Genomic DNA, 21,883 nt, shown 5'->3' with positions numbered 1-21,883 from the left:
CGGTTTCAACGGGTCAACGCAAGTCCACAGTTCCCATAAAACGTGTTCCAACGCGATCCTTAAGGCTGGTTTACGCGCCGGCAAAACACTGGAATTTTCGGAGTAGAACGCGAATCTTAGCTACCCACCGCGCGCTTCAATTCGAATTTCCCGCGGGGATTTTCCGTTGCAACTGATGAATGCACGATTGAACGCACTGCGGCTATGAAATCCCACAAGTTCGGCAATACGCTTTACCGGCAAGTTTGACGCTGCCAACAAAGTGGCCGCCTTTTTCATTCGTAGATTTCGAAGCAAATCCATCGGTCCGGCCCCGTAAGAGTCGGAAAAATGCTTGGCAAACGAAGAGCGGCTCATGCCTGCAATATCTGCAAGGCTCGCTACGCTGTGTGGATTTTCCGGATGGTTCAGCATTACACGCAGTGCAATCCAAATTTTTTCATCCGAAAGGGCAGACATCCATATAAGTGCGGAATCCTGTGCAATTATTCGCTTGCGCAGAAGATGGATCATGCATTCCAGAACGAGTGTGCGAACCATTGCCTGACTGCCGAGTTGCGGCGCGGAAAGCTCTGTTATCATCCGTTCAAGTGGAGCGACCAGCGCCTGGTCGGTGATATCGGATTCGGTCAAAGGTTCGCGCACCAGATCAACAATCCCCTGGCTGCCTCGCAACGCAACATGAATGCGGCTGCAAACCGCAAGAAGTCTATGCTGGGGAAGGGAATTAGTAGCAGAAACGACGTGATGTGCCAGACCCAACTCTGCGGGGAGGCATTCGGGAAGAGGACCGTTTTTCATACCAAACCCCCGCAGAATGTGGAATTCGAAAGCGGGAACAAGCACAAGCGTGCCCGGGTACAGCGGCATGCTGGGTCTGTTTTTGAATACAATCTCACCTTCACCAGCCAAAATGTGATGCAGAGTTGCTCCGGCAAGGCGTCCCAGACCCAGATCACATTTACCGTGCAGTTCACACACGGCAAATGGCGTGGTCAGAACTTCCATTTCATCGAAGACATGGGCAACTGGCATAACGAAATCTACGGGGCCCTTGGATGAAAGTACACCATTTTTCGGCTGAACGGGCGCATCTTCCGGACGAAAAGGCACATCATAGTTGTCACATTGTCAGCACCATAACTTGCAAGGAGGACCAAACAATGTGTGAATATCACGACGATAAAACGATCAGCCGGCGCCAGGCCCTGGCAGGCGGTGTTGCACTGGCGGCAGCCACAACCGGTGCCAGCGTGGCCAGCGCACAATCTGGCGAATCCCCTTATGTCGACCCCGCAAGCCCGGCGCTGCCGCCAAGCGATATGGTGCTTGATTTGCCACGTACCGCACTTGTGGTCACCGATCCTCAAATCGATTTCCTCAGCCCGGATGGGGTAACCTGGGGCGTGGTCGGCAAGAGCGTCGAAGAACACAATACAGTGCCAAACATTGGACGCCTGTTCGCGGCGGCCAAGCAAGCCGACCTGACGGTGGTGATCTCGCCGCATTACTACTATCCGACGGACGGCGGCTGGAAGTTCGAGGGCGGGCTGGAAAAACTGATGCACAAAATCAGTATGTTCAGCCGCGCCGGCCCCTATGATATGGATAACTTTGAAAACTCAGGCGCAGATTTCATGCCAGAGTACAAAGAGTACATTCTTGACGGCAAAACAATCATCTGTTCGCCGCACAAGGTCTATGGCCCGGAAGCCAATGACCTGGTACTGCAACTGCGCAAAAACCACATCGACCAGGTGATACTGGCGGGCATGTCCGCCAATCTATGCGTCGAGTCGCATCTTCGCGAACTGCTGGAACAGGGTTTCGAAGTGGCAGTTGTGCGTGACGCAACCGCAGCGGCAATGCTGCCCGAAGGCGATGGATACCTCGCCGCCATCACCAATTTCCGCTACATCGCCAACGCGCTTTGGACAACGGAGGAGGCGGTCAAACGAATGAGCGCCTAAGCGTCGTCGTCGGATCGCATAAAAACAAATCAATTAGAGGGAGTATCAAATAATGAACATCAAAAGCATGATTTCCGTCGTGACGCTTGGCTTCGGTGTCGCTCTGTTCTCCACGGCTGCGAGTGCTGGGCCGAATACGACATTGGTTCTGCAAATGTTGGGAGACGGCGAACAGGTCGGCGATTTGGCTGAGGTATCTGCCCGCGTCGGCGTTGATCTGAGCGGTAAAGATCTCGGCTTTGCACTGACTGACTTTGCCTGCCACGAAGTGCCGCTTATCGACCCGGCGACCAAAATGAAGCTGGGAAGCGGGATCGATTGTCTGGCTGGAATAACGCCGGATGACAAGGGCGGTATGACATTGACTGGCGTGTCGATATTCCTGCTGCCCGGGGGCACCATCATCTCCAAAGGCGAGACCAGCGCTGCCCCGTTCATCGATGGTGTGGGGTCTGGGGATGGGGCCCGCAGCCACATCACTGGTGCCATCCCGATGAGCGATAACATCCTTGCCACCACGGGTGATTTTGAAGGCATGACCGGCAAATCCCGTCTGTCCGGGATGATCAAAGCCGGCGGCGAGAAAATGATGTTCGACTGTCTGTTCGTTCTCGACCTGGAACATACGTAGATTGCTGAGCCGGGCTGACAAATCGAAGCTCAATGTCGGGTGCGCGCATCTTAGCTGCGCGCACCCGACACATCGCTTTGCTTCGCGCGGATCGGCTCAACTTTAGTCCAGACGCGAGAGCGTTCCGTTTCGCCGCAAACATGCATGTTCAGATCCTGGGCAAGACACAGGGCGGCAAGCGTCACCCTCACACCGCCCACTTCCTGCGCCGGTTCGACCGCCTCACGACCATAGACGTAATCGACAAGCTGGTGCGCTTCAGACTGGCTGCTCCAGTGGATTGGACCGGTTCCAGCGCTTCTTCAATGAAGCGATGATTTCTTTCAGTCTTATCGCCCCAAATATCCTCTCCGAAGCAGGCGATCATCCAGGGCCGAATGCGGGTTTGAAAATAGATGTGGCTTTGTTTCAGGTCGCTCATGTCAGGTTCCACTTTGCTTTGTATCCGGCGATGAGATCAGCGGGGAATTGAGAGGCCCAGCCGCAATGGGGCACTTGAACTGCTCCCCGGTGAAACGTGTGCGAGGCATGCTGCAGCTGTCCCCGTCGCCGCAGTAAGGCGTGTATCCTGGTCGGGTCATCAGGTTGTTGCGGATGATGCTGATGCCGCCCCCCCGTTCATGGGGCTGGTTTGGCGCGCGCCCCGGAAACCAGGTATTGAACGGCCTGTGGTGGGATTCAGCGAGCAGATCCAACGAAATCAACGGGTAATAGCCCGCTGAAACGGTTCGCAATTTTGGGATTTCGAAATATCTTGCTTCACGGCGTGCCGGTTCGAGCCCGGCCAGTGGTACCGGCATCAGTTCAATAAGGTTTCAGGCTTCGCGCCGGCAGTGTGGTCACCGCCACAATTCGTCTGATCCGCTATTTCGCTGCTGGTCTTCCTGATTTCGGCAGCGTGAAGCAGCGATGAGCCCTGTCGCCCGGACTGTTGCCAACAGAGCAGCGTGAAATTTTCCGCCGGGCTGAAGCCGCCGCTTTGTTTAGGGCGGTTTACTGAATTTCCAGCGGGACCTAGAATTGAAAAGCGCTGCCGCAGACCGGCGGCGGTATGACCTTATCGGAACTGGCCCTGGTCAAATCAGCATCTGAGCGAGGTGCACGGTTGTGCCCGTCGCGCTGATCGCCGGAATAGCTGTTGGGGCGGCGTGCAGAGTGATCCGCCACGCCCCGTCTCAGGCAACAAAGAGGTCGCGGAAAACGTGGCGTGCAATGTCTTCACGCCGCAGTCCGAGGCTGGCCAGTTTTTTGTCGGTCATTGCGTTCAATTCGTTTATCTCATCCGCCCGGGCTTTTGCCTGGCCAAAGGCAACTAAACCCTGAGAGATGGCGCGGAAGAACGATGCGACGGAACGAGCAACTTTTGAAATCTGGCCATGTGCTGCCGGGGCATTTGCAGTAATATTTGTCATTTGAAACCTCATTCCATTGCGATGGTGGCGTTTTCTGTTGATCACAACATAGGCAGGCAGGGGCGCAACCACCAATGCCGGTTGCGCAACGCCGCTATGCACCATTGCAGGGAAGATCATTATTATGCCGTCACCATAATGCAGATGAGCGAACAAGAAGCCGTGCGGGAAAACGGGTGCAATTACCCTGATCGGTTCGGACAGCAATCTGGCCCGCAGACTGTCTGATATCTTCAGACCTGCTGCGGGCCAGCAACCGGGACGGGCGTTATTTGGCCAGGCTGTAAACTGTTCCTGGCTTTGCGTCGATCAGCGTGGCACTCAGCCCCGCCTCTGTCATCGCGGCGGCCAGATCAGAGGGCCGGTCACCGGCATCGGCATTCAGCCGGTTGTGATGGGCAAAAACCGTGGTCAGATTTGGATTTCCCTCGGTCAGAAATTTCGCCATCAGCGCCACGTCAGCCGCGCGCTGTGCCGGGGCGTATGCTAGCAACGCGACGTCCGGCTGGAACATTTCTCCCCACAGTTTCATATCCAGGGTGATGTCAGTGCTGCCACTGAAATAGAGTGTATAGCCGTTTTCCATCGTGATCATAAAACCCATGGCCGGGCCACCGGTGCGCCCGTTTCCATGCACTGCATTCACCGCACGGATGGTGACGCCATCAACGGTAAATTCGCTGCCTGGCTGCACCGCTCTGGTCTTGAGCTCTGTGCCTTCAAATTTGACCGGGGTGCGAAAACCGGCCCCCGCTTCTTTCCACTGCTGATTGATAACTTCGTGGGAGGCAAAGATTGTGGCGCCGGTTTTGGCCGCAATTTCAAGCGTGTTGCCGACCTCATCGCCATGGCCGGCTGGCACCAGGATGATATCCGCTGCCGGGATGTCCTCCAGAGTGATGCTGCTGTCGCGGTTTGCATACCAGGGGTTGGTCAGGATGACTGTACCGTCAGGAGAGGTGATGCGGAAAAACGAATGTGCCACCCATTCAATTTTCACATCATTTTCGGCCAGCGACGGGCCGGCAAAAAACGACAGGGCTGCGAGCGCCAGCACAGCCGCTCGCGCACGTGATACAAGGTGTCTGAATATGAGCTTGGAGAGATGCATTTGATGAAATCCAATTCTGAAATTACGGGTGAGGGAGGCGTATCTGCGGCTGGATGTATTCGTGTTAATATTGCCTCCGTCGCTATTATACGGCGCTGAGCACAGGTTCCGTCGCTCCCGCGTGCAGTTTGTTTGAATAACGTCAACTTGCCGGCGGCTGATATCTGAACTTTCCGGGCCGGAATTTGACCGTCAGGCGCTGCAGCACCGGCGGCTCCGGTTACTTGTTTCCTGTGGGAACGCATGGGCTGGCGGGGGGCATTGAAACTATGGTATTTTTCCCCGATCACGCGGGGGCAGTTTTTTACACCCTTGATTTGGCACCTGATCCTTCTAAAAGGACAGCTTCAACAGAGCTTAGGAAATATCACGAATGAATATGATTGGCACTTTCATCAAACCGATGCATCCGGAAGGCAGAAAGTTCGTCGCAACTTTTGCCGCCGTTACAGTTGGTTTGTTCCTGCTGTCAGATATCCTGGGCTGGGTTGGGGTGATCCTGACCATCTGGTGTTATTATTTCTTCCGTGATCCTGAACGGGTGACCCCGACCGGCCCCGGGCTGATCATCAGCCCGGCCGACGGTATTGTGTCGCTGATTGAACCCGCCATCCCACCCGCCGAGCTTGGCATGGCCGATGAGCCGCTGACCCGGGTCAGCGTGTTTATGAACGTGTTCAACTGCCACGTGAACCGTGCCCCGATTGCCGGCGAGATCACTGCAGTGGCCTATCGGCCCGGCAAGTTCTTTAACGCGTCGCTGGACAAGGCAAGTGTCGACAATGAGCGCAACAGCCTGTGCATCCGCATGGCGGACGGGCGCTCTATTGCGGTGGTGCAGATCGCTGGCCTGGTGGCGCGGCGTATCGTGTGTTTTGTTAAACCGGGCAGCGAGATGCAGACCGGCGAACGTTTCGGCCTGATCCGCTTTGGCTCACGGCTGGACGTCTATCTGCCCAACGGGGTGGAGCCGATGGTGAAAGTGGGTCAGACCATGATTGCCGCAGAATCCGTGATTGCCGATCTGAACGTGGCTGACGCCGCGCAGGCGGAATAGAATATGGCAGGGCGCCCGATCAAACCCCGGTCCGAATTTGCGCTTATTCAGCTGTTGCCAAACATGCTGACCATTGCCTCCATCAGTGCCGGTCTGACGGCGATCCGCTTTGGGGTGCAGGGCAATCCGGTCTATGCGGTGCAGCTTATCCTTATTGCCTGTGTGCTGGATGGCATTGACGGGCGGGTGGCGCGGCTGCTGGGGGCGGACAGTAAAATGGGCGCCGAGCTGGATTCGCTGGCTGATTTCCTGAATTTCGGTGTGGCACCGCCGCTGGTGATTTATTTCTGGGCGCTGCAGGATATGCGCAGTGCGGCGTGGATTTCGGTGCTGGTCTTTGCGGTCTGCTGCGTCGTGCGGCTGGCGCGCTTTAACGTCAGCACCAAATCGGAAGAGGTGGGCGAGAGCAGCGCTTATTTTGTCGGTGTGCCGGCACCGGCGGGGGCGCTTCTGGTGCTGCTGCCGATGTACCTGTCCTTTGCCTTTCCCGAGCTGAAAGTGCTGCCGGGTTATTTCCTGGTGACCTATATGGTGGTGATCGGCTTGTTGCTGATCAGCCGTATTCCAACCTGGTCCTTTAAAACCACCACGGTGTCGCGCGAAAACGTCAAGTTCTTCCTGGTGGGTTTTGCCTTTGTCGCCGCGGCGGTGCTGACCTTTGCCTGGATCACCCTGATCGTGCTGTGCATCACCTATGTGCTGGTGGTGCTCTGGGGGCTGCGCCGCTTTAAACACGAAACGACACAGGGCGAATAAACCTGCAAACAGATGTCGCTGTGTGGCAGTGCCCGCTGGTGACGCGATGTTTCAACGAAAAACGGCAGCCCCGGGAACAGGGCTGCCTTTTTTGTGTCCGGATGCGGCCGGTTTATTCAACCGTGGTGCGCAACAGAACCAGGTTGTCCAGCACCAGATTAGATGACCAGATGAACTGCGCGTCGGCCTCTTTGTTGTCAAACAACTCATAGAAGTTGGTATAGGCCGTTTTATTGTCCACACCGACGGTATCATTGCTGAAGGTCACCGCATCGGGCCATGCACTGTCATCAAACTCTGACGCCTGCCAGGCCTCGGGCAGCGCCCAGTGCGCCGCGGAGTAACCGGTGCCGTCAGATACGCTTTCGGTGGAGCAGGCGGAGCTGTCCCAGTTGGCACCGTCAATCACCAGGCAGTCACGCGTGTTCAGCGGCGCGGTATAGAAGGTCTGCGCCTTCCAGCCGGCGTCGGTCAGCGCGACATTGTTGCCGGCAGCGTCATCCACCAGCATCAGAAAACCCGCGTCGCCTGGATGATAGGCTTTGCCACGGTTGTTCTCGGAACCAAGACCGAGGTTCTCTTCCCAGTCCACGCCCATCACCGCCATGGAGAAGGGGCGGTCGGCTTTGAAGCGCACCACATTGCTGTTGAACGGGGTAAAGACCACCGGATCGACCGCGATCATCTTGCCGTTGACGTAGAGCTCAAAGTAATTGTCGGCGAAAATATAGGCGGTGAAGATCTCGCTGCCGCCGAGGTCGACCACATCAACTGTGTTCACGTCCAGTTCGGAGATTGAGGTCAGCTGGGTGCCGCCACATTGGTTGAACAGGTCTGCGGCTTTGGGCGCGGTTTCAAAATTGACCGGTGCCGGCACCACCCATTCGCTGCCATCGTCTGCAGTGATACGCCCCAGGGCGCTGACGCGGGACCCCCGGGTGCTGCAGCTGATCAGCCCGGGATTGATGACCTCAGCCGGGCCGGTGGAGAAGGAGACGCTCTGCGCCTGGGCCGTTGTGGCGATGGTGGCGGCAGTGGTGACGCTGGCGAGGCCAAGCGCCGTGATGGCGAGGTAGTTTTTCATATCAGTCCCGTTTGTGTTTGTGGTGAAGTCGCGGCATTTCACTTTGGCGCTGCGTTGTAAAAAGGTGTCAGACCTGTGTGTAAGAGGGGCGGGCCGGAAGCCCCTGTTCATTCCAGGAGGGGCTCCGGCGCCGTCGGCAAATTCGTCAGCGTGCTGCGAGAGGCGCGCCGGTAAAACAGCCCAGAGTGTAAGGGTATTCGCGGGTCAGGTGATAGTGGTAGAGCGCGCGCATTTCCCCGTCCTGCAGCACCGGGCCGGTATGGCCGTGGCAGGCATCAAGATCCTGGTTGCTGATCTGCTGACCGCCACTGCCGCGCAGCCCGTAAAGGCCAAACCCGTCCAACGCATAGCCGATCAGGCCGGAATGCCCGTCGGGTGAGGCGCCGGTCTCAACCATGCAGTCGGTCGGCCCGTGATAATGATACTGGCCCTGTCGCTCGGGGTGGCCGCCACAGCTGTCCTGAATTTCATTTGCCGGGGCGTCGTCACCGCGTGCGTCCAGTGCGTTGTAGATTGCGGCACCGGTCAGCGAAACGCCGATCATGCCCATTGGCAGGCAGGTGGGGTTGGTCGCGGCTTGCGGATCGGAGGGCAGGCGCAGGGTAACATCCTGGGCGCGGATGCGGTTAGGGTTGCGGTCATATTGATAGGCGTCGTCAGACTGCCGCACCGGATAGATGCCGGTGCCATGGGTCGGCAGGTTTGTGGTGGTGAGCACCCGGGTTCCGTTGCGCACATCCTGCTCAACCCCGCCATTTTCCCAGGTCACATTGCCGCTCACAGTGGGCTTGAGTTCGGGATACCACAGGTCGCCCTTTATCCAGTCGCCGGTGGCGCGCGCTCCAGGCGCGTTTTTGTTGAAATTTTGTTGGCAGGAATAGACATAACCCGCTTTGGGCGTGTCGGAGATTTTGCCGCTGCCCACCGGGATGCCCTGGGCGAATGCGGTGGACGTCATGGAGAGGCTGACCATGCCAACCAGGCTGAGCAGAGCTGTCAGGCGAATTTGCGGCCGGGTTTTTAGGTTCATTGCGATATGTCCTGCTCTAATATTTGAGAAATTCTGCACGTGATACGGATGGGGTGCAGGTTTCCGTCGCAATAATTTTCGGGAGTTGTTTGCGCATCAAAGCGCGCAGGGCTGGGGGGCGAGGGCGGCCCGGGCAGGCGCACAGCCGATGAGCCCGCTGCCGATTGGGACGGCGTGGTCCAGGAGACGTATCGGCCACGGCTGGGTGGTGGTCAGCGTGGCGCGGCGTGGCGGTTAAGGCGGCATGGCGATCCGCGCGGCGTGGCAGCCCGCACGGCGTAGCGGTCCGCACGACGTGGCGGTCAGGGGAGCGGCGCGGTCAGGGGGCCTGGACGCGCAGGGGGCGGGGCGTGACCCGGATCCCATCGCCGCGCTGCGCCCGCCCCAGCTTTCTCAGGCGGATTTAAGAAGTTGGCTGCCTGACATCAGTCCGCCAACCACGAAAATCGCAGTGCCAATATAAATCGGGCCGATATGGGTGACCCAATTGTGGTCAAACACATCCAGATAATGCATTGGCAGCGCCACGATCAGTGCCACCACCGGCGAGATCATCGCCGCCCACCAGGCCCACCATCTGCCTTCCTGCACCCCGTACCAGCACAGGGCCATCACCGCGATACTGGTGGAGGCGATGAAACCCGCAGTGGCGATGTGCAAATGCGCGATATAGGCCATGATCGCCGGGTTCAAAGCGTTCAGATCGGCCGGGGTAATCCCGTTCAGCGTTGGCACGCCAATTTCAAAACCGGTGCCGGAAAAGCTGAGGAAGAAAAAGACCACCGCATAGGCCAAAAATATCAAAGCGCCGGTGACCATCAGTTTGCTGCCCTTCTGCAGAGCGGAATTTACGTCTGTCATGATGTTTCCTCTCAAGTCTGAATTACGCAAATTTTCTGGAGCCGGCACGCGGTGCCATGCCCGGGCCCGCGTCTTGCTGACCCTTCTCCCTATTTAGGGCACAGAGCGAAATAATCCGGGAAAATCAGCGTTTCCACGGGTTTGCAATGCAGCCATGCGCCGGTTTATCGCTATGAGTGTGACGATCAAAGCGGTCAGCTCAGCGTGCCGGGATTTGAGTGAAACAGCCGGTTTAGGCGCAGACTTCTGCACGCACCTGCGCCAGGCGCTGCAGTTCAGAACCCGTGAGTTGCAGGTCATATTTCTTGCTGATACGCAGAAAGCGCAGGGTATATTCGCAACGGAACGCCTTTTGCGGTGGCAGCCATTCACCTGGCCCGTCGCCGGGGACCTGCGCACCTTTTTGCGCGTTCAGCCGGCCCTCTGTAACGATCAGATTGCCGGGCTCGTTGAAAAAAGCCCGGGCGCGGGACCGGGGCCAGCGGTTGGCACCGTGGGCCCAGGCAAATTTCAGCGGAACCAGGTGGTCGATCTGCAGGTCTCTGGCCTCAAAATACAGCTGGCCGGAATAAGGATCGCGCCACTGGCCGCGCAGGATACGACAGCCAGAGGCGGATTTAATTGTTGGCTGCAGGGATTGCGCCTCCAGCAACTCCTGGCGCGTGTTCAGACAGTCGCGGTCACTGTCAGGCCAGCGGCCAAAAAACGCCCGGTTGTAACTGATGTCGGCGGCCAGCAGAGCGCTGCCCAGAGCAAGGTAAATCATCAATATGCTGAGGGGAAGTTTCATCGGGGCGGGCGGCCAAATCTTAGAGAAAACAGGTCAGAGCCCGCAGGGTATGTCAAAAATCAATGATTAAAAACAACAAGTTAATTCAAATTCAGTTGGAGCAGTTCCGGTGTGGCCTGCCAGTCCCCCGACAGGCCACAGGGACAGATCAGCGTTTGTAGCTGTCGTCTTTGGCGTCGAGCATACGTTTGAGATGCTCGAAATGTTTGAACGAGGCACCCGTGTAATCCCCCCAGGAGGCGGCGGTCTTTTCCGCCAGCGCATCCGGCATCACCGCCAGTGGCTGGCCAGTGCTGTAGGCCAGAACCAGGGTGCGGGCGGCTTTTTCAAAGAAATACATTGCTTCAAACGCTTCGGCGACGGTTTCGGCCACGATCGAGACACCGTGATTGCCCATCATCAGCGCATTGTGATTGCCAAAGGCGCGCGCGATGCGCAGACCTTCTTCGGCGTCGTCCGCAATACCGCCAAAACCTGTATCCACACCCATGCCAAAAAAGCGCGCGGTGTTCTGGTCCACCGGGTACATGGTCGGATCTTTCAGCGCCGCCAGCGCCGTGGTGTAAGGCGGGTGCAGATGCAACATCACCCGCGCCGCCGGGCTGGTGCGGTGCACCGCGCCATGGATACACCACGCCGATGGGTCCGGCGCGTCCGGCCCCTGCATAACACTGTCATCTTCCGCATCCAGCAACAGCAGATCGCTGGCGCAGATTTCGGAAAAATGTTTCCATTTCGGATTGAGCAGGAATTTTTTGCCGTCGGCCGACACTGCGGCGCTGAAATGATTGCCGACAGATTCATGCCAGTCAAACTCCACCGCCAGCCGGAAGGCCGCTGCCAGGTCGACCCGCAGCTGCCACAGCGCCGCCTCATCCAGATCTCCGGACTGTTTGGATATGGTGGTCTGATCGTTCATGCGGTCTCTCCCTTATTGGACAATGCGCGGTAAGTGCTGCGCAATTCGCCCCGGTCTGTATAACAGCCGCGAAGATGCCGGTCGCCGCTGGAGGCGGTATAGCCCTCGCGCCCGTGCACAATGCGGTGATTATCAAATACAATACATTCGCCGGCGTTCAAACGAAATCGCATCAGATATTTCGGATCGGTCAGCAATTGCCCAAACCGCCAGTAGGCCGGATAGAAACGATCGAGGTAATCCTGCGACAGATCAAACACGTCAGCCAGGTGCCCGGAAATAGTCAGGCCTGAGACCGCGCCGTACCTGTCCAGCTCAATCACGCGCTGACGGGCGCGCATGTCAAATTTCTCATGCTCGCAGTAAAACGGGATATCGGTGCTCGCCAGCAGTGCGAAATCTTCCGGGTTGGAGAGGCGGAAATCTTCTGCCAGCGCCGCGCCATCGAGAAACAGGCTGTTGCCGCCTTCAACGGTGTTGGCGATGCAATGCAGATACTGGATGCCGGGGGCCAGGTCTTCGGCGGGCAGGTCAGTGTGCATTTCAAGCGCTTTGGCGGTGAACGCCAGGTTGGTTGGGTTGATGTGGGTTTTCACATCGAAATAATCGCCAAAGAACGAGGCGCGAATATAGCCCAGAAGCCCGGCGGTGCCGCTCAGCCCTTCTTTGTCGCCCGGCATGTCGGTGATAATGGCCACACCTTCTTCCAGCAGGGTCCGGGCCCAGTCTTTCACCAGCGCCGGGTCTGCCATCAGCGCCGGCTGGCTGAAGCGGTGAATGTCCGGGTAGTGGTCCCCATACCAGAGCTTGCGCGACAGATCGGCAACGTCGCGGCGCGGGCCGGGCGCGGTATGAGCGCGCAGGAAAGACAGCGGGTGGCGGCTCACGTGCTCTTCGCCCTGCCAGCGGATTTCCAGCGCATCAGCGCTTATGTCAGCGCGTTCAGGACGGGGTGGCTGACCGAGTCCGAACACATCAAACACCCGTTCGCGTGTGTTGCTGTCAAAGGACGTCGGACAATTGTCGCGCAGCCAGAAATAGTTAAAATAGGCCGTTTGTCCGTCGCCCAGCGGGCAATCAAGCCCCTGGTGTTGCAGGGTGATCTGAGTATTCATCGCGCTGTCCATCTGATGATCTTGATGCGTTAAGTATGCACACCCGTCTGTGCGGGGTCGTTTTAGTATTGCGCTGTGAGAGCAAACAGAGGAAGGCTGGGAATGCTAAATGTAACATAAGCCAGGATTATATTATGCCAGACCTGCCACCGCTGCGCCTGTTGCTGGTATTTGAAACCGTGCTGCGCCGGGGTGGTTTTGCGCCGGCGGCGGCCAGTCTGAATGTCACCCAGCCGGCGATCAGCCAGTCTTTGCGTCAGCTGGAGGAGCATCTTGGCGAGAAGCTGTTTGACCGCAGCACCCGTCCGGCGCAGCTGACCCGGGCAGGACATATCCTGCACGCGGCCACAAAAGACGGGTTTGAGCTGATGTCTGCGGCGGTGGACGACATTCGCCGGCTCGGCGCGGCGACGCGCAACAGTGTGACCATTTCCTGCACAGTCGGGGTGGCGACCTATTGGCTGATGCCGCGCCTCGCGGTGCTGTCGGCACAAATGCCCGACATTGCCATCAATGTCTCCACTGTGCACCAGGGCACACCGGCCCTGAGCGCCGGCATTGATCTGGCGCTGCGCTTTGGGCACGGAGACTGGCAGGATGGGGAAGTCACCCCGTTGTTTAAGGAACAGGTGGTGCCGGTGGCCAGCCCGGCGCTGATGGCGCGATTTGAAAGCGTGGGCCGCGTGGTGGAACATGCACCGCTGCTGCATGTGGAAGTCGAAGATAAAAGCTGGCTGAACTGGCGCGTATTTGCCGCAAAACAAGGGCTGACGCTGAACACCGGCAAGGGGCCGCGCTTTACCAACTATGTTCAGGCCACCCAGGCGGCGCTGAACGGGCAGGGCGTGCTGCTGGGCTGGCGCTCGATTTCAGGCGATCTGGTGGGGCAGGGGCGGCTGGTGGCGCTGGAAGATCTGATGCTTGAGACCCGGGATGATTTCTATCTGGTCCGGGCGCGGGGCAGTCAGAACGCTGCCGTGGTGGCACTGGTGGAAGCCGCGATACTGGATGCGGCACGGAACGGCGAGCTGACAGAGCCGTGAGCACTGAATCGCCCGGGCTGTGGCGGGAGCGACGCAGCATCCCGGCTAAATCAAATCGGTATTTCAGATCTTAACACCTGTATTCCCGGGCTGACCGCCGCCTTCTACCACCGGTTGCATCCGGTCCGGGCCATACCGTATTTGCCGCAGAAAGCATTGTTCAAATTGGTAAAATTTCGATCCAATCCGTTGCTGTAACGAAATCTAAACACCCGCATCCCATCCTGGCATCGTGATAACTTGAAGCGAATGATGTCCTACTTACCAATCATCCTTATGCAACTGCTTGCCGTCGTCCTGACGCCGGTGGTTCTGGCCATGTCCTCGCCGCCTCAGCCGGATGAGCCGGTACTGGTGGTCGCGCTGGTGGGGGCTTTGGGGCTGGATGAAATCATTGCAAATGCGGGTGGCGAAATACTGGGGCCGGAACAGGCCCCTTTGGCGACACTGGCATATTCAAGTGATCCTGATTTTATCAACCAGCTGCACCTTAACGGGGCATGGCTGGTGCTGGATGGACGCCGGATAGCGGCAATTTGCGGAGTAAGCAGCTAGTGGAAAACGAAACTGAGCGAACAAATTATCAGGCGCGCGCGTCTAAGTTAATAATAATGGGCGTCTGGCTGAGTATCCCGCTTGCGCCGCTTGCGGGTATGTTTGTTGGCAACAATCCGTTGCCGCTTGGCATTGCCAGCGTGATCTTTGCGCTGCTCGGGCAGGTCTCGCTGCGGATGAAACCGGAGATTGCCCGCATTGGGGCGGCGCAGGCGGCGATTGGCCAGGCCATCGTGATCAACGCTGCGTTTGCCGGCCATCGCTGGCAGATCGATATGCATATGCTGTATTTTGCGGTGCTGGCGGTGACGATGATCCTGAATGACGCCCGGGCGACCATTCTGGCCACAGCGACCATCGTGGTGCATCACCTGGCGGCAACAGTGTTTATGCCCGCAATGGTATTTCCCTCCGCGAGCTGGCAGGAAAACCTGCCGCGCACCCTGTTACATGGTGCGGTGGTGGTGATGGAAACCGTGGCGCTGGCCTATGCGATTATCTCCAGAAACCGGCTGGATGACATGGCGGAAAAACAAAGGGAACAGGTGAGCGAGGCGATGCAGCAGGCCGATGTGGCCCGCGGCGAGGCGGAAAGCTCCCGCGAAGCCGCTGAAACAGCGCAACAACATGCGCTTGAGGCCCAGGCCCGTGCCGAGGCCGCACTTCAGACAGCTAAAGAAGAATCGGACCGGGCGCGGGAGGCCGATCTGATGGCGCGTGAGGTTTCTGGACATGAAGCCCGCCAGCGCGAGGAGAACGCGGCGAAACAGATGCAGGTGGTGGATGCGCTGCGCCAGAGTCTGACGTTGCTGCGTAACAATGATCTGACCGCCCATATTGACGCGACATTCGCGCCCGAGTTCCAGGATCTGAAAGACGATTTCAATGAGATGGTGCGCGGCTTGTGCATGGCGATCGAAGGCGTGTTTGCAAATGCTGAAGTGATCGAAACCGAGTCCAACACGCTGTTGGCGGCCTCCACCGATCTGGGCAGACGTACCGAGGGCCAGGCGGCCTCGCTGGCGGAAATTACCGCTTCGGTGTCCTTGCTGGCTACGGCAGTGAACGGGGCGGCGCGGGATGCGCGGACTGCGAAAGATTCGGTCCTGAAAACCCGTGAGGAAGCCACCGAAAGCGCAGGGCTGGTCAATAAGGCGATTTCGGCGATGAATGAGATTGAGACCGCGTCGCATGAGATCCAGAAGATCGTCGGGGTGATTGACGACATATCGTTCCAGACCAACCTGCTGGCACTGAACGCCGGTGTTGAAGCGGCGCGCGCCGGGGAATCAGGACGTGGATTTGCCGTGGTGGCCTCAGAAGTGCGGGCGCTGTCGCAACGTTCAGCCGAAGCGGCGCAGAGCATCAAGACTTTGATCACCGACAGCGCGGCACAGATTGTCCAGGGCGCCAATCTGGTGCGCAAATCCGGCGAGGCCAATGCCTCGGTGATGGAAGCGGTGACTGCCATCGTCGGGCTGGTGGAAAAGATCGCCATCAGTTCTGACGAGCAATCCGTCAGCCTGGCCGAAGTCAACACAGCGCTGTCTGATCTGGATTCGGTGACCCAGACCAATGCCGCGATGTTTGAAGAGACCACCGCAGCCAATACGACGCTGGCCAGTGGCATTGAAAACCTGATCAATGCGGTGCGCATCTTTGTGGTGGAACATCCGGGTGCCCTGGCGGGGGCACCGCAGCAACAACGCATCGCCTGAACCGGGCGCGCGCAAACGCTGACAATATTACGGAGCAACAGAAGCCCCGCGCCGGACGCAAATAGCGATCGGCGCGGGGTTTTACATTTTTGAGACAAGCGGCGCCGGCGGTTGGTTCTGCAAAAAAATGCGCCGTCAGACCCGCCGCAGAGCGGCCCCGATACTGCTCCGGAGCAGGCCGTTTGCAGGCAGTGCGCAAGTGCGGGAGGCATCAGCTCCGGGAAATTTATCCAAACAGTAAAAATATGCTAACCTGGCCCGATCCGGATTTGTTCAGACCCCGTTGTTTCAATGTTTCAGGAGTATGCTGCCATGTTACTGACCCGCAGAAATTTTATCGCCAGCACCGCCGGGCTGATTGCGTTACACCCGTTTTCCGCCAATGCCGCCGGCAACCAGGTCCATCTGAGACTGATGGAAACCACGGATCTGCATGTGCATGTCTTTCCCTATGACTATTATGCCGACAAGCCGCGCGACACCGTCGGGCTGGCACGCACCGCCTCGATCATCAAACAGATCCGCGCCGAGGCCAGCAATTCGCTGATGATCGACAATGGAGACTTTCTGCAGGGCAATCCGATGGGGGATTACATCGCCTATGAGCGCGGCATGAAAGAGGGCGACATGCACCCGGTGATCCAGGCGATGAACGCGGTGGGGTTTGATGTATCGACGCTGGGCAATCACGAGTTCAACTACGGGCTGGATTTCCTGATGAAATCGCTGGCCGGCGCCGCTTTCCCGGTGGTGAATGCCAATATAAGCAAGGAACCAGGCAGCGATCCGCGCAAAGATACCACGCTGCTGAAACCCTATGTCATTCTGGACAAGCAGCTGGTGGATGGCGATGGCGTGGCGCATTCGATCCGTATCGGGTTTATCGGTTTTGTGCCGCCGCAGGTGATGACCTGGGACCGCCGCAATCTGGAAGGAAACGTGCAGGCGCGTGACATTGTTGAAACCGCCCGGGCCTGGGTGCCGCAGATGAAAGAGGAGGGCGCCGATATCATCATCGCGCTGAGCCATTCCGGCATCGGGTCGCCCGAGCACAGTGACGGCATGGAAAACGCCTCGGTGCCACTGGCGCGGGTGGCGGGCATTGATGCGATCATGACCGGACATAACCACCTGGTGTTCCCCTCCAATGCCTTTGACGGTATTGACGGGGTGGATATCGCCGCCGGCACCATTTCGGGCATCCCCGCGACCATGGGCGGGTTCTGGGGCTCGCATCTTGGGCTGATTGACCTGCTGCTGGAACGCTCCGGCGGGCAGTGGCGCATTGTCAGCCATGACTCAGAGGCGCGGCCAATCTCCAAACGCAATGAGGACCGGTCAACCTCGGCGCTGGTGGAAAGCCAGGAGAGTGTGCTGGCCAGCGTGCAGGCGGATCATGACGCGACACTTGCTTATATCCGCCGGCCGGTGGGCAAGACCGACGCGCCGTTGCACAGCTATTTCGCGCTGGTGGCAGATGATCCTTCGGTACAGATCGTCTCAATTGCCCAGAATTGGTACATCACTGAGATGATGAAGGGCACCGAGTATGAGGGCATCCCGATCCTGTCCGCCGCTGCGCCGTTCAAAGCCGGTGGTCGTGGCGGGCCGGAATATTTCACCGATGTGCCCAAAGGCGATGTGGCGATCAAGAACGTTTCAGACCTTTATCTCTATCCCAATACGGTGCGCGCGGTGTTGGTCACCGGCGCTGAGGTCAAGGGCTGGCTGGAACGCTCTGCCGGCATCTTTAACCAGGTCGAGCCTGGAAAAGCGGACCAGGTGCTGCTGAACCCGGCCTTCCCGTCTTATAATTTCGATGTGATTGACGGGGTCAGTTATCAGATTGATTTGAGCCAGCCGTCGATGTTTGATGTCAAAGGCAATCTGCTGGATGCCTCGGCCAGCCGGATTGTGGAGCTGATGTATCAGGGCAAGCCGCTGGATCCGGAGCAAAAATTCATTATTGCCACCAACAATTACCGCGCCAGCGGCGGCGGCAAATTCCCTGGCACAGTGGACAGTGTGATTTTTGAAGGGCCGGACACCAACCGGGATGTGATCGTGCGCTATATTGTGGAGCAGGGCACCATCAGCCCGCGGGCGGACGGCAACTGGCGTTTTGCGCCGCTGGCGGGGACCAGCGTGCTGTTTGACACCGGCCCTGGTGCTGCGGCCTATGCGGGCGATGTGACCGGCGTCAGCATAGAGCCCGCCGGCGATGGTCCCGACGGTTTCGCGCGGTTCCGCATTCCGCTGAACTGAACGAACTGAATACGCCGAACGTGCAGATCCTGGCCGGTTTGAGGCAGAGAAAATCAGCGGCGGCCGCCTCCGGGAATATCCGGTGGCGGCCGCTGCTACAATCTGGCCCGGAAAGTAGCGCTGCCAGTGGCGGCGGGCGAAATTTCCGGCGCGCTCTGACGCGTCTAATGGATGTTATTTACTTAACCAGTCAGCGCCTCGAAACGAGAGATCTTAACCTTATTGTCCTGATAATCCGGCTATAGCCTTTTGATTCGCAGCCGGCAAATAAGGATAGAATCGTGGTAATTTCCGTGGTTTAGAGGACAGTTGCGGCAAAAAGCCACCACTGTTTCCACAGCGACGCCAGAAACCCGGACACAGTACGCCTTTCCGATAAAGTAGCATTTTGGCAAAAATTAACCATTAATTGTCTCCCAATAAGAAACAATAATGCGGCCGCACTATTGCAGCGCCTTACGCCGGAAAACCAATTTATCGATCAAAATAGCTGATTTTTAAAGTGATAGAAACAATTCTGGGATCAGATGGTGCGGAAGATCTGAATTCAAATTTATAGACAATTGGCGCGGTTTTCGCGTGAAGCTGTTCCTTGGTTCACATTGAAACCTTTGAAGAAGTGCCCAGGTTTTGCCCTGGTTTGTTCTTTTTCTGTTGGGGGACGGCGGTTTTTGTGTAGGTTGAACCTGCCCGACTGGGGGGCATTTCTACGGTCACGGGGGTGGCCATAAAATGAAAGTGCGCTGTCAGGCGTGCAAAGAAGATTAGCCGTCTGTGTTACCGGTCTTGCTGCAAAGACCTGGATAACGCGTTTGGATGAACCACCGGACACAGCCCGCAAAGGGTTGCTTCTCACGGCAGGTCATTGACGGAAAACTGCTTTGCCGACCGACGGAGCTTGCAGGTGCTGAGGGGCCTTGCAACTGCGATATGGGTGTAAAAATTACATTCACATTGATTAGAGCGAATTTTGCGGCCGGGACCTCGTCCTGGCAGTGGGTTTGCAAAATGTATCGGCCTTTGTCGGGTAAAACCCGGCAGCAGGCGAAGTAATTTTGTGCGCGGTGTCAGGCCTTTGTCCGGAACTGTGTAAAGTGAGGAGTTATCATGGGCTATGAAATTGACTGGGTTGATACAGAAATTGATGGCGACAATTTGCTGGAGCATGACGGCGATACCATCGGCGTTTCGGTCTTAACGCCTGACAATGACAACGATAATTCCTGGGTCCTGAAAAATGGAACGTTGACCAGCAGCGATGTGACCAAAGAAACTGAGGTTACGCTGACTTTTGACCAGGCGGTTCAGAACGTCACTTTTGAAATTTATGATGTTGATGCCTTCAACCACGAGCCTCATGAGACTGGTGGCTCGGGCGGTTCTGGTGGCTCCGGTAAGGGCTCTGGCGGTTCTGGTGGCTCTGGTAAGGGTTCGGGCGGCTCGGGTGGCTCTGGTAAGGGTTCGGGCGGCTCGGGTGGCTCTGGTAAGGGTTCGGGCGACTCGGGTGGCTCGGGTGGCTCGGGCGATCATGAGCACGACAATGCCTGGGATGACAAAATCACCATTCTGGCCACCAATGCCAACGGTGACGTGATGGAGATCAGTTACTCAGAGTTGATCGCGCAGCACCAGGTGGATGGCAATAGCATCGAGGGCGGCGGCAACGACAACCCAGGCGTCGAGGGCTCCGGCGCGCCGGACACAGTGACTGTGACCATTCCCGGACCCGTGGTGTCGATCACCATTGTCCATGAAAGCGGCGATTCCTCCGACGTCACTGGCACGGTGCGTCTTGGTCCCATCAGTTTTGATGAGGTTGGACCCGAGCTTGACGGTATCGTTTCCGGCACGGCCGGCGACGACCTGATTGACATTGCTTATGACGGCGACCCCCATGGCGATATGGTCGACAATAATGATGCTATCCTGCCTGGCGAAGTGGGCCATGATGACATCATTCTGGCCGGAGGCGGCGATGACGTTGTGTTGGCCGGTGCGGGCGACGATCTGGTCTATGGTGAGGGCGATAATGATACGCTGTCTGGCGGCAGCGGCACCAACGAGCTTCATGGCGGTAGCGGCGATGACACCTTTATCGGTGGCGAGGGCGCGGACAGCTTTTCCGGCGGTGCCGGCCAGGACAACCTGGATTATTCCGGGTCTGATGAGGCCGTGCAGGTCAATCTGAGCAACGGGTCTACTTCCGGCGGTGACGCAGGAAACGATACCATCCTTGGTGGAATCGACGGGGTGATCGGCTCAGATTACGACGATACGCTGATCGGATTTAACGCCTCCAGCACCGACCCCGACGACACGTATACCAATGAATTGTTTGGTGGCAAAGGCAACGATACCATCGAGGGCCGCGGCGGCGACGATCTGCTGGAAGGCGGCGAAGGCAACGATACCATCTCCGGTGAAGGCGGCGCTGATACCATGTCGGGTGGCGACGACCGCGACACCTTTCTGGGCGCCACCGATGGCGACACTGTGGACGGCGGCAGTGGCGGCGATGATTATGATACGCTGGACCTGACCGGCTCGGGCCCCCTGCGTGTCATCTATGACAGCAATCCGGAAGACGGCACCGTCGAGTTTCTCGATGGGGATGGCAATGTCACCGGCACCATGACGTTTGAAGATATTGAAAAAGTGGTGCCCTGTTTCACGCCGGGCACCATGATCGCCACTGCCAGCGGCGAGCGCCGGGTCGAAGATCTGCGCGAGGGCGACAAGGTCATTACCCGCGACAACGGCCTGCAGAAGATCCGCTGGATCGGACAGCAGGTTGTGAACGGTCCGGTACTGGCGGTCAGCCCGCATCTGCAACCGGTTTTGATCCGCGCAGGTGCCCTGGGCAATGGTCTGCCTGAACGCGATATGAAGGTCAGTCCCAACCACCGGGTGCTGGTCGCCAATGACCGCACCGCGCTATATTTTGAGGACCATGAGGTGCTGGTTGCAGCCAAACATCTGGTCAACAACCGCGGCATCAGCGTCGCGATGGAGCGCCAGGTAACCTATGTGCACTTTATGTTTGACCAGCACGAGATTGTCCTGTCCGATGGCGCCTGGACCGAAAGCTTCCAGCCCGGGGATCTGACTCTTGCCGGTCTGGGAAATGCGCAGCGCAGTGAGATCTTTGAACTGTTCCCGGCGTTAAAAGAGCGGGACGGGGTTGAGGCCTATGGCGCGGCACGGCGTACGCTGAAGAAACACGAGGCGCGGCTGTTGCATCACTGAGGCCGGATTTATCGAGGACGTGCAGGTGTTGGGAGGCAGCTGCACGTCCTCTGAATCATCTGGGGTGCTTGGATCAACAGTCGCAATTAACCGCGCCGCGTGCTTGCATGCGGCGCGGTTTTTATATGTTGGTGCCGTGGCGCCGGAGGGAGAGCGGATCTGCGCGGCGCAAACAGAGGTGGCACCGTCGCGTGTCGCAACAGAAACAGCACGGCAAGCAGACCACAGACCACAGACCACAGACCACAGACCACAGACCACAGACCACAGACCACAGACTTTGGAAAACGAACCGCAGAGCGAGCGCAACGGACACCAGC

At 57.9% G+C, this 21,883-nt stretch carries 19 protein-coding genes; 9 read left to right on the top strand and 10 right to left on the bottom strand.

Features of this window, described 5'->3' with window-relative positions:
* Positions 1 to 120 precede the first annotated feature (120 nt).
* On the bottom strand, positions 121 to 1,035 hold the full coding sequence (locus tag DWA01_RS07760) for a helix-turn-helix transcriptional regulator (protein ID WP_114285273.1): 915 nt from the start codon (positions 1,033 to 1,035) through the stop codon (positions 121 to 123).
* A 128-nt stretch (positions 1,036 to 1,163) separates the two neighbouring features.
* Here DWA01_RS07760 and DWA01_RS07755 point away from each other — a divergent pair, with 128 nt between their 5' ends.
* A complete protein-coding gene (locus DWA01_RS07755; protein ID WP_114285272.1) occupies positions 1,164 to 1,970 on the top strand; it encodes a cysteine hydrolase family protein in 807 nt (268 codons plus the stop codon).
* 52 nt (positions 1,971 to 2,022) lie between these two features.
* On the top strand, positions 2,023 to 2,601 hold the full coding sequence (locus tag DWA01_RS07750) for a hypothetical protein (RefSeq protein WP_114285271.1): 579 nt from the start codon (positions 2,023 to 2,025) through the stop codon (positions 2,599 to 2,601).
* A gap of 187 nt (positions 2,602 to 2,788) precedes the next feature.
* Here DWA01_RS07750 and DWA01_RS23480 read toward each other — a convergent pair whose 3' ends face one another.
* The 3 genes from DWA01_RS23480 to DWA01_RS07730 all read right to left on the bottom strand — a co-directional run bounded on the left by DWA01_RS23480 (position 2,789) and on the right by DWA01_RS07730 (position 5,070).
* Positions 2,789 to 3,022, bottom strand: coding sequence for a hypothetical protein (locus DWA01_RS23480; RefSeq protein WP_235008462.1), 234 nt, complete (start codon positions 3,020 to 3,022; stop codon positions 2,789 to 2,791).
* Positions 3,023 to 3,776: 754 nt separating this feature from the next.
* Positions 3,777 to 4,133 carry a DUF1127 domain-containing protein gene (locus DWA01_RS07735; RefSeq protein WP_136057688.1) on the bottom strand — a complete coding sequence of 119 codons (357 nt, stop codon included), beginning with the start codon at positions 4,131 to 4,133 and terminating at the stop codon, positions 3,777 to 3,779.
* 148 nt (positions 4,134 to 4,281) lie between these two features.
* On the bottom strand, positions 4,282 to 5,070 hold the full coding sequence (locus tag DWA01_RS07730; RefSeq protein ID WP_160115976.1) for an MBL fold metallo-hydrolase: 789 nt from the start codon (positions 5,068 to 5,070) through the stop codon (positions 4,282 to 4,284).
* Positions 5,071 to 5,497: 427 nt separating this feature from the next.
* Between DWA01_RS07730 and DWA01_RS07725 the strand changes: the two genes are divergently transcribed.
* Both DWA01_RS07725 and pssA read left to right on the top strand, forming a co-directional pair.
* On the top strand, positions 5,498 to 6,181 hold the full coding sequence (locus DWA01_RS07725) for a phosphatidylserine decarboxylase (RefSeq protein ID WP_114285267.1): 684 nt from the start codon (positions 5,498 to 5,500) through the stop codon (positions 6,179 to 6,181).
* 3 nt (positions 6,182 to 6,184) lie between these two features.
* Complete coding sequence (gene pssA / locus DWA01_RS07720; protein WP_114285266.1) at positions 6,185 to 6,937, top strand: CDP-diacylglycerol--serine O-phosphatidyltransferase; 753 nt, start codon at positions 6,185 to 6,187, stop codon at positions 6,935 to 6,937.
* A gap of 112 nt (positions 6,938 to 7,049) precedes the next feature.
* Here the strand turns inward: pssA and DWA01_RS07715 are convergent, their stop codons facing one another.
* The 6 genes from DWA01_RS07715 to DWA01_RS07690 all read right to left on the bottom strand — a co-directional run bounded on the left by DWA01_RS07715 (position 7,050) and on the right by DWA01_RS07690 (position 12,736).
* Entirely contained in the window at positions 7,050 to 8,021 is a 972-nt protein-coding gene (locus DWA01_RS07715) for a hypothetical protein (protein WP_114285297.1), read from the bottom strand.
* Between the two features lie 145 nt (positions 8,022 to 8,166).
* Positions 8,167 to 9,051: a YHYH protein gene (locus tag DWA01_RS07710; RefSeq protein WP_114285265.1), complete on the bottom strand. Its 885-nt coding sequence runs from the start codon at positions 9,049 to 9,051 to the stop codon at positions 8,167 to 8,169.
* Between the two features lie 393 nt (positions 9,052 to 9,444).
* Positions 9,445 to 9,912: an SAM domain-containing protein gene (locus tag DWA01_RS07705; protein WP_114285264.1), complete on the bottom strand. Its 468-nt coding sequence runs from the start codon at positions 9,910 to 9,912 to the stop codon at positions 9,445 to 9,447.
* A gap of 232 nt (positions 9,913 to 10,144) precedes the next feature.
* Positions 10,145 to 10,702, bottom strand: a complete 558-nt coding sequence (locus DWA01_RS07700) for an HNH endonuclease family protein (RefSeq protein ID WP_114285263.1) — start codon at positions 10,700 to 10,702, stop codon at positions 10,145 to 10,147.
* 148 nt (positions 10,703 to 10,850) lie between these two features.
* On the bottom strand, positions 10,851 to 11,621 hold the full coding sequence (locus tag DWA01_RS07695) for a class II aldolase/adducin family protein (protein WP_114285262.1): 771 nt from the start codon (positions 11,619 to 11,621) through the stop codon (positions 10,851 to 10,853).
* Positions 11,618 to 12,736 (bottom strand): TauD/TfdA family dioxygenase, encoded by a 1,119-nt coding sequence (locus DWA01_RS07690; RefSeq protein WP_235008461.1) that lies wholly within the window; start codon positions 12,734 to 12,736, stop codon positions 11,618 to 11,620. The genes DWA01_RS07695 and DWA01_RS07690 overlap by 4 nt, the downstream gene beginning before the upstream one ends.
* A 134-nt stretch (positions 12,737 to 12,870) precedes the next feature.
* Here DWA01_RS07690 and DWA01_RS07685 point away from each other — a divergent pair, with 134 nt between their 5' ends.
* The 5 genes from DWA01_RS07685 to DWA01_RS23820 all read left to right on the top strand — a co-directional run bounded on the left by DWA01_RS07685 (position 12,871) and on the right by DWA01_RS23820 (position 21,563).
* Positions 12,871 to 13,779: a LysR substrate-binding domain-containing protein gene (locus DWA01_RS07685; RefSeq protein ID WP_114285260.1), complete on the top strand. Its 909-nt coding sequence runs from the start codon at positions 12,871 to 12,873 to the stop codon at positions 13,777 to 13,779.
* A 252-nt stretch (positions 13,780 to 14,031) separates the two neighbouring features.
* On the top strand, positions 14,032 to 14,334 hold the full coding sequence (locus DWA01_RS07680) for a hypothetical protein (protein ID WP_136057687.1): 303 nt from the start codon (positions 14,032 to 14,034) through the stop codon (positions 14,332 to 14,334).
* Between the two features lie 56 nt (positions 14,335 to 14,390).
* The gene (locus DWA01_RS23910) at positions 14,391 to 16,052 is read left to right on the top strand and encodes a methyl-accepting chemotaxis protein (RefSeq protein WP_160115975.1); all 1,662 of its coding nucleotides are present in this window, start codon (positions 14,391 to 14,393) and stop codon (positions 16,050 to 16,052) included.
* A gap of 312 nt (positions 16,053 to 16,364) precedes the next feature.
* Positions 16,365 to 18,317 (top strand): bifunctional 2',3'-cyclic-nucleotide 2'-phosphodiesterase/3'-nucleotidase, encoded by a 1,953-nt coding sequence (locus DWA01_RS07670; RefSeq protein WP_114285296.1) that lies wholly within the window; start codon positions 16,365 to 16,367, stop codon positions 18,315 to 18,317.
* 1,107 nt (positions 18,318 to 19,424) lie between these two features.
* Complete coding sequence (locus DWA01_RS23820; protein WP_200832520.1) at positions 19,425 to 21,563, top strand: Hint domain-containing protein; 2,139 nt, start codon at positions 19,425 to 19,427, stop codon at positions 21,561 to 21,563.
* Positions 21,564 to 21,883: the final 320 nt, after the last annotated feature.

The organism is Candidatus Halocynthiibacter alkanivorans, assembly GCF_003333265.1.
In the GTDB taxonomy this organism is placed as follows: domain Bacteria; phylum Pseudomonadota; class Alphaproteobacteria; order Rhodobacterales; family Rhodobacteraceae; genus Halocyntiibacter_A; species Halocyntiibacter_A alkanivorans.
The sequence above is the reverse complement of the archived record's forward strand: the minus strand, read 5'-3'. Positions and strand labels throughout refer to the sequence as shown.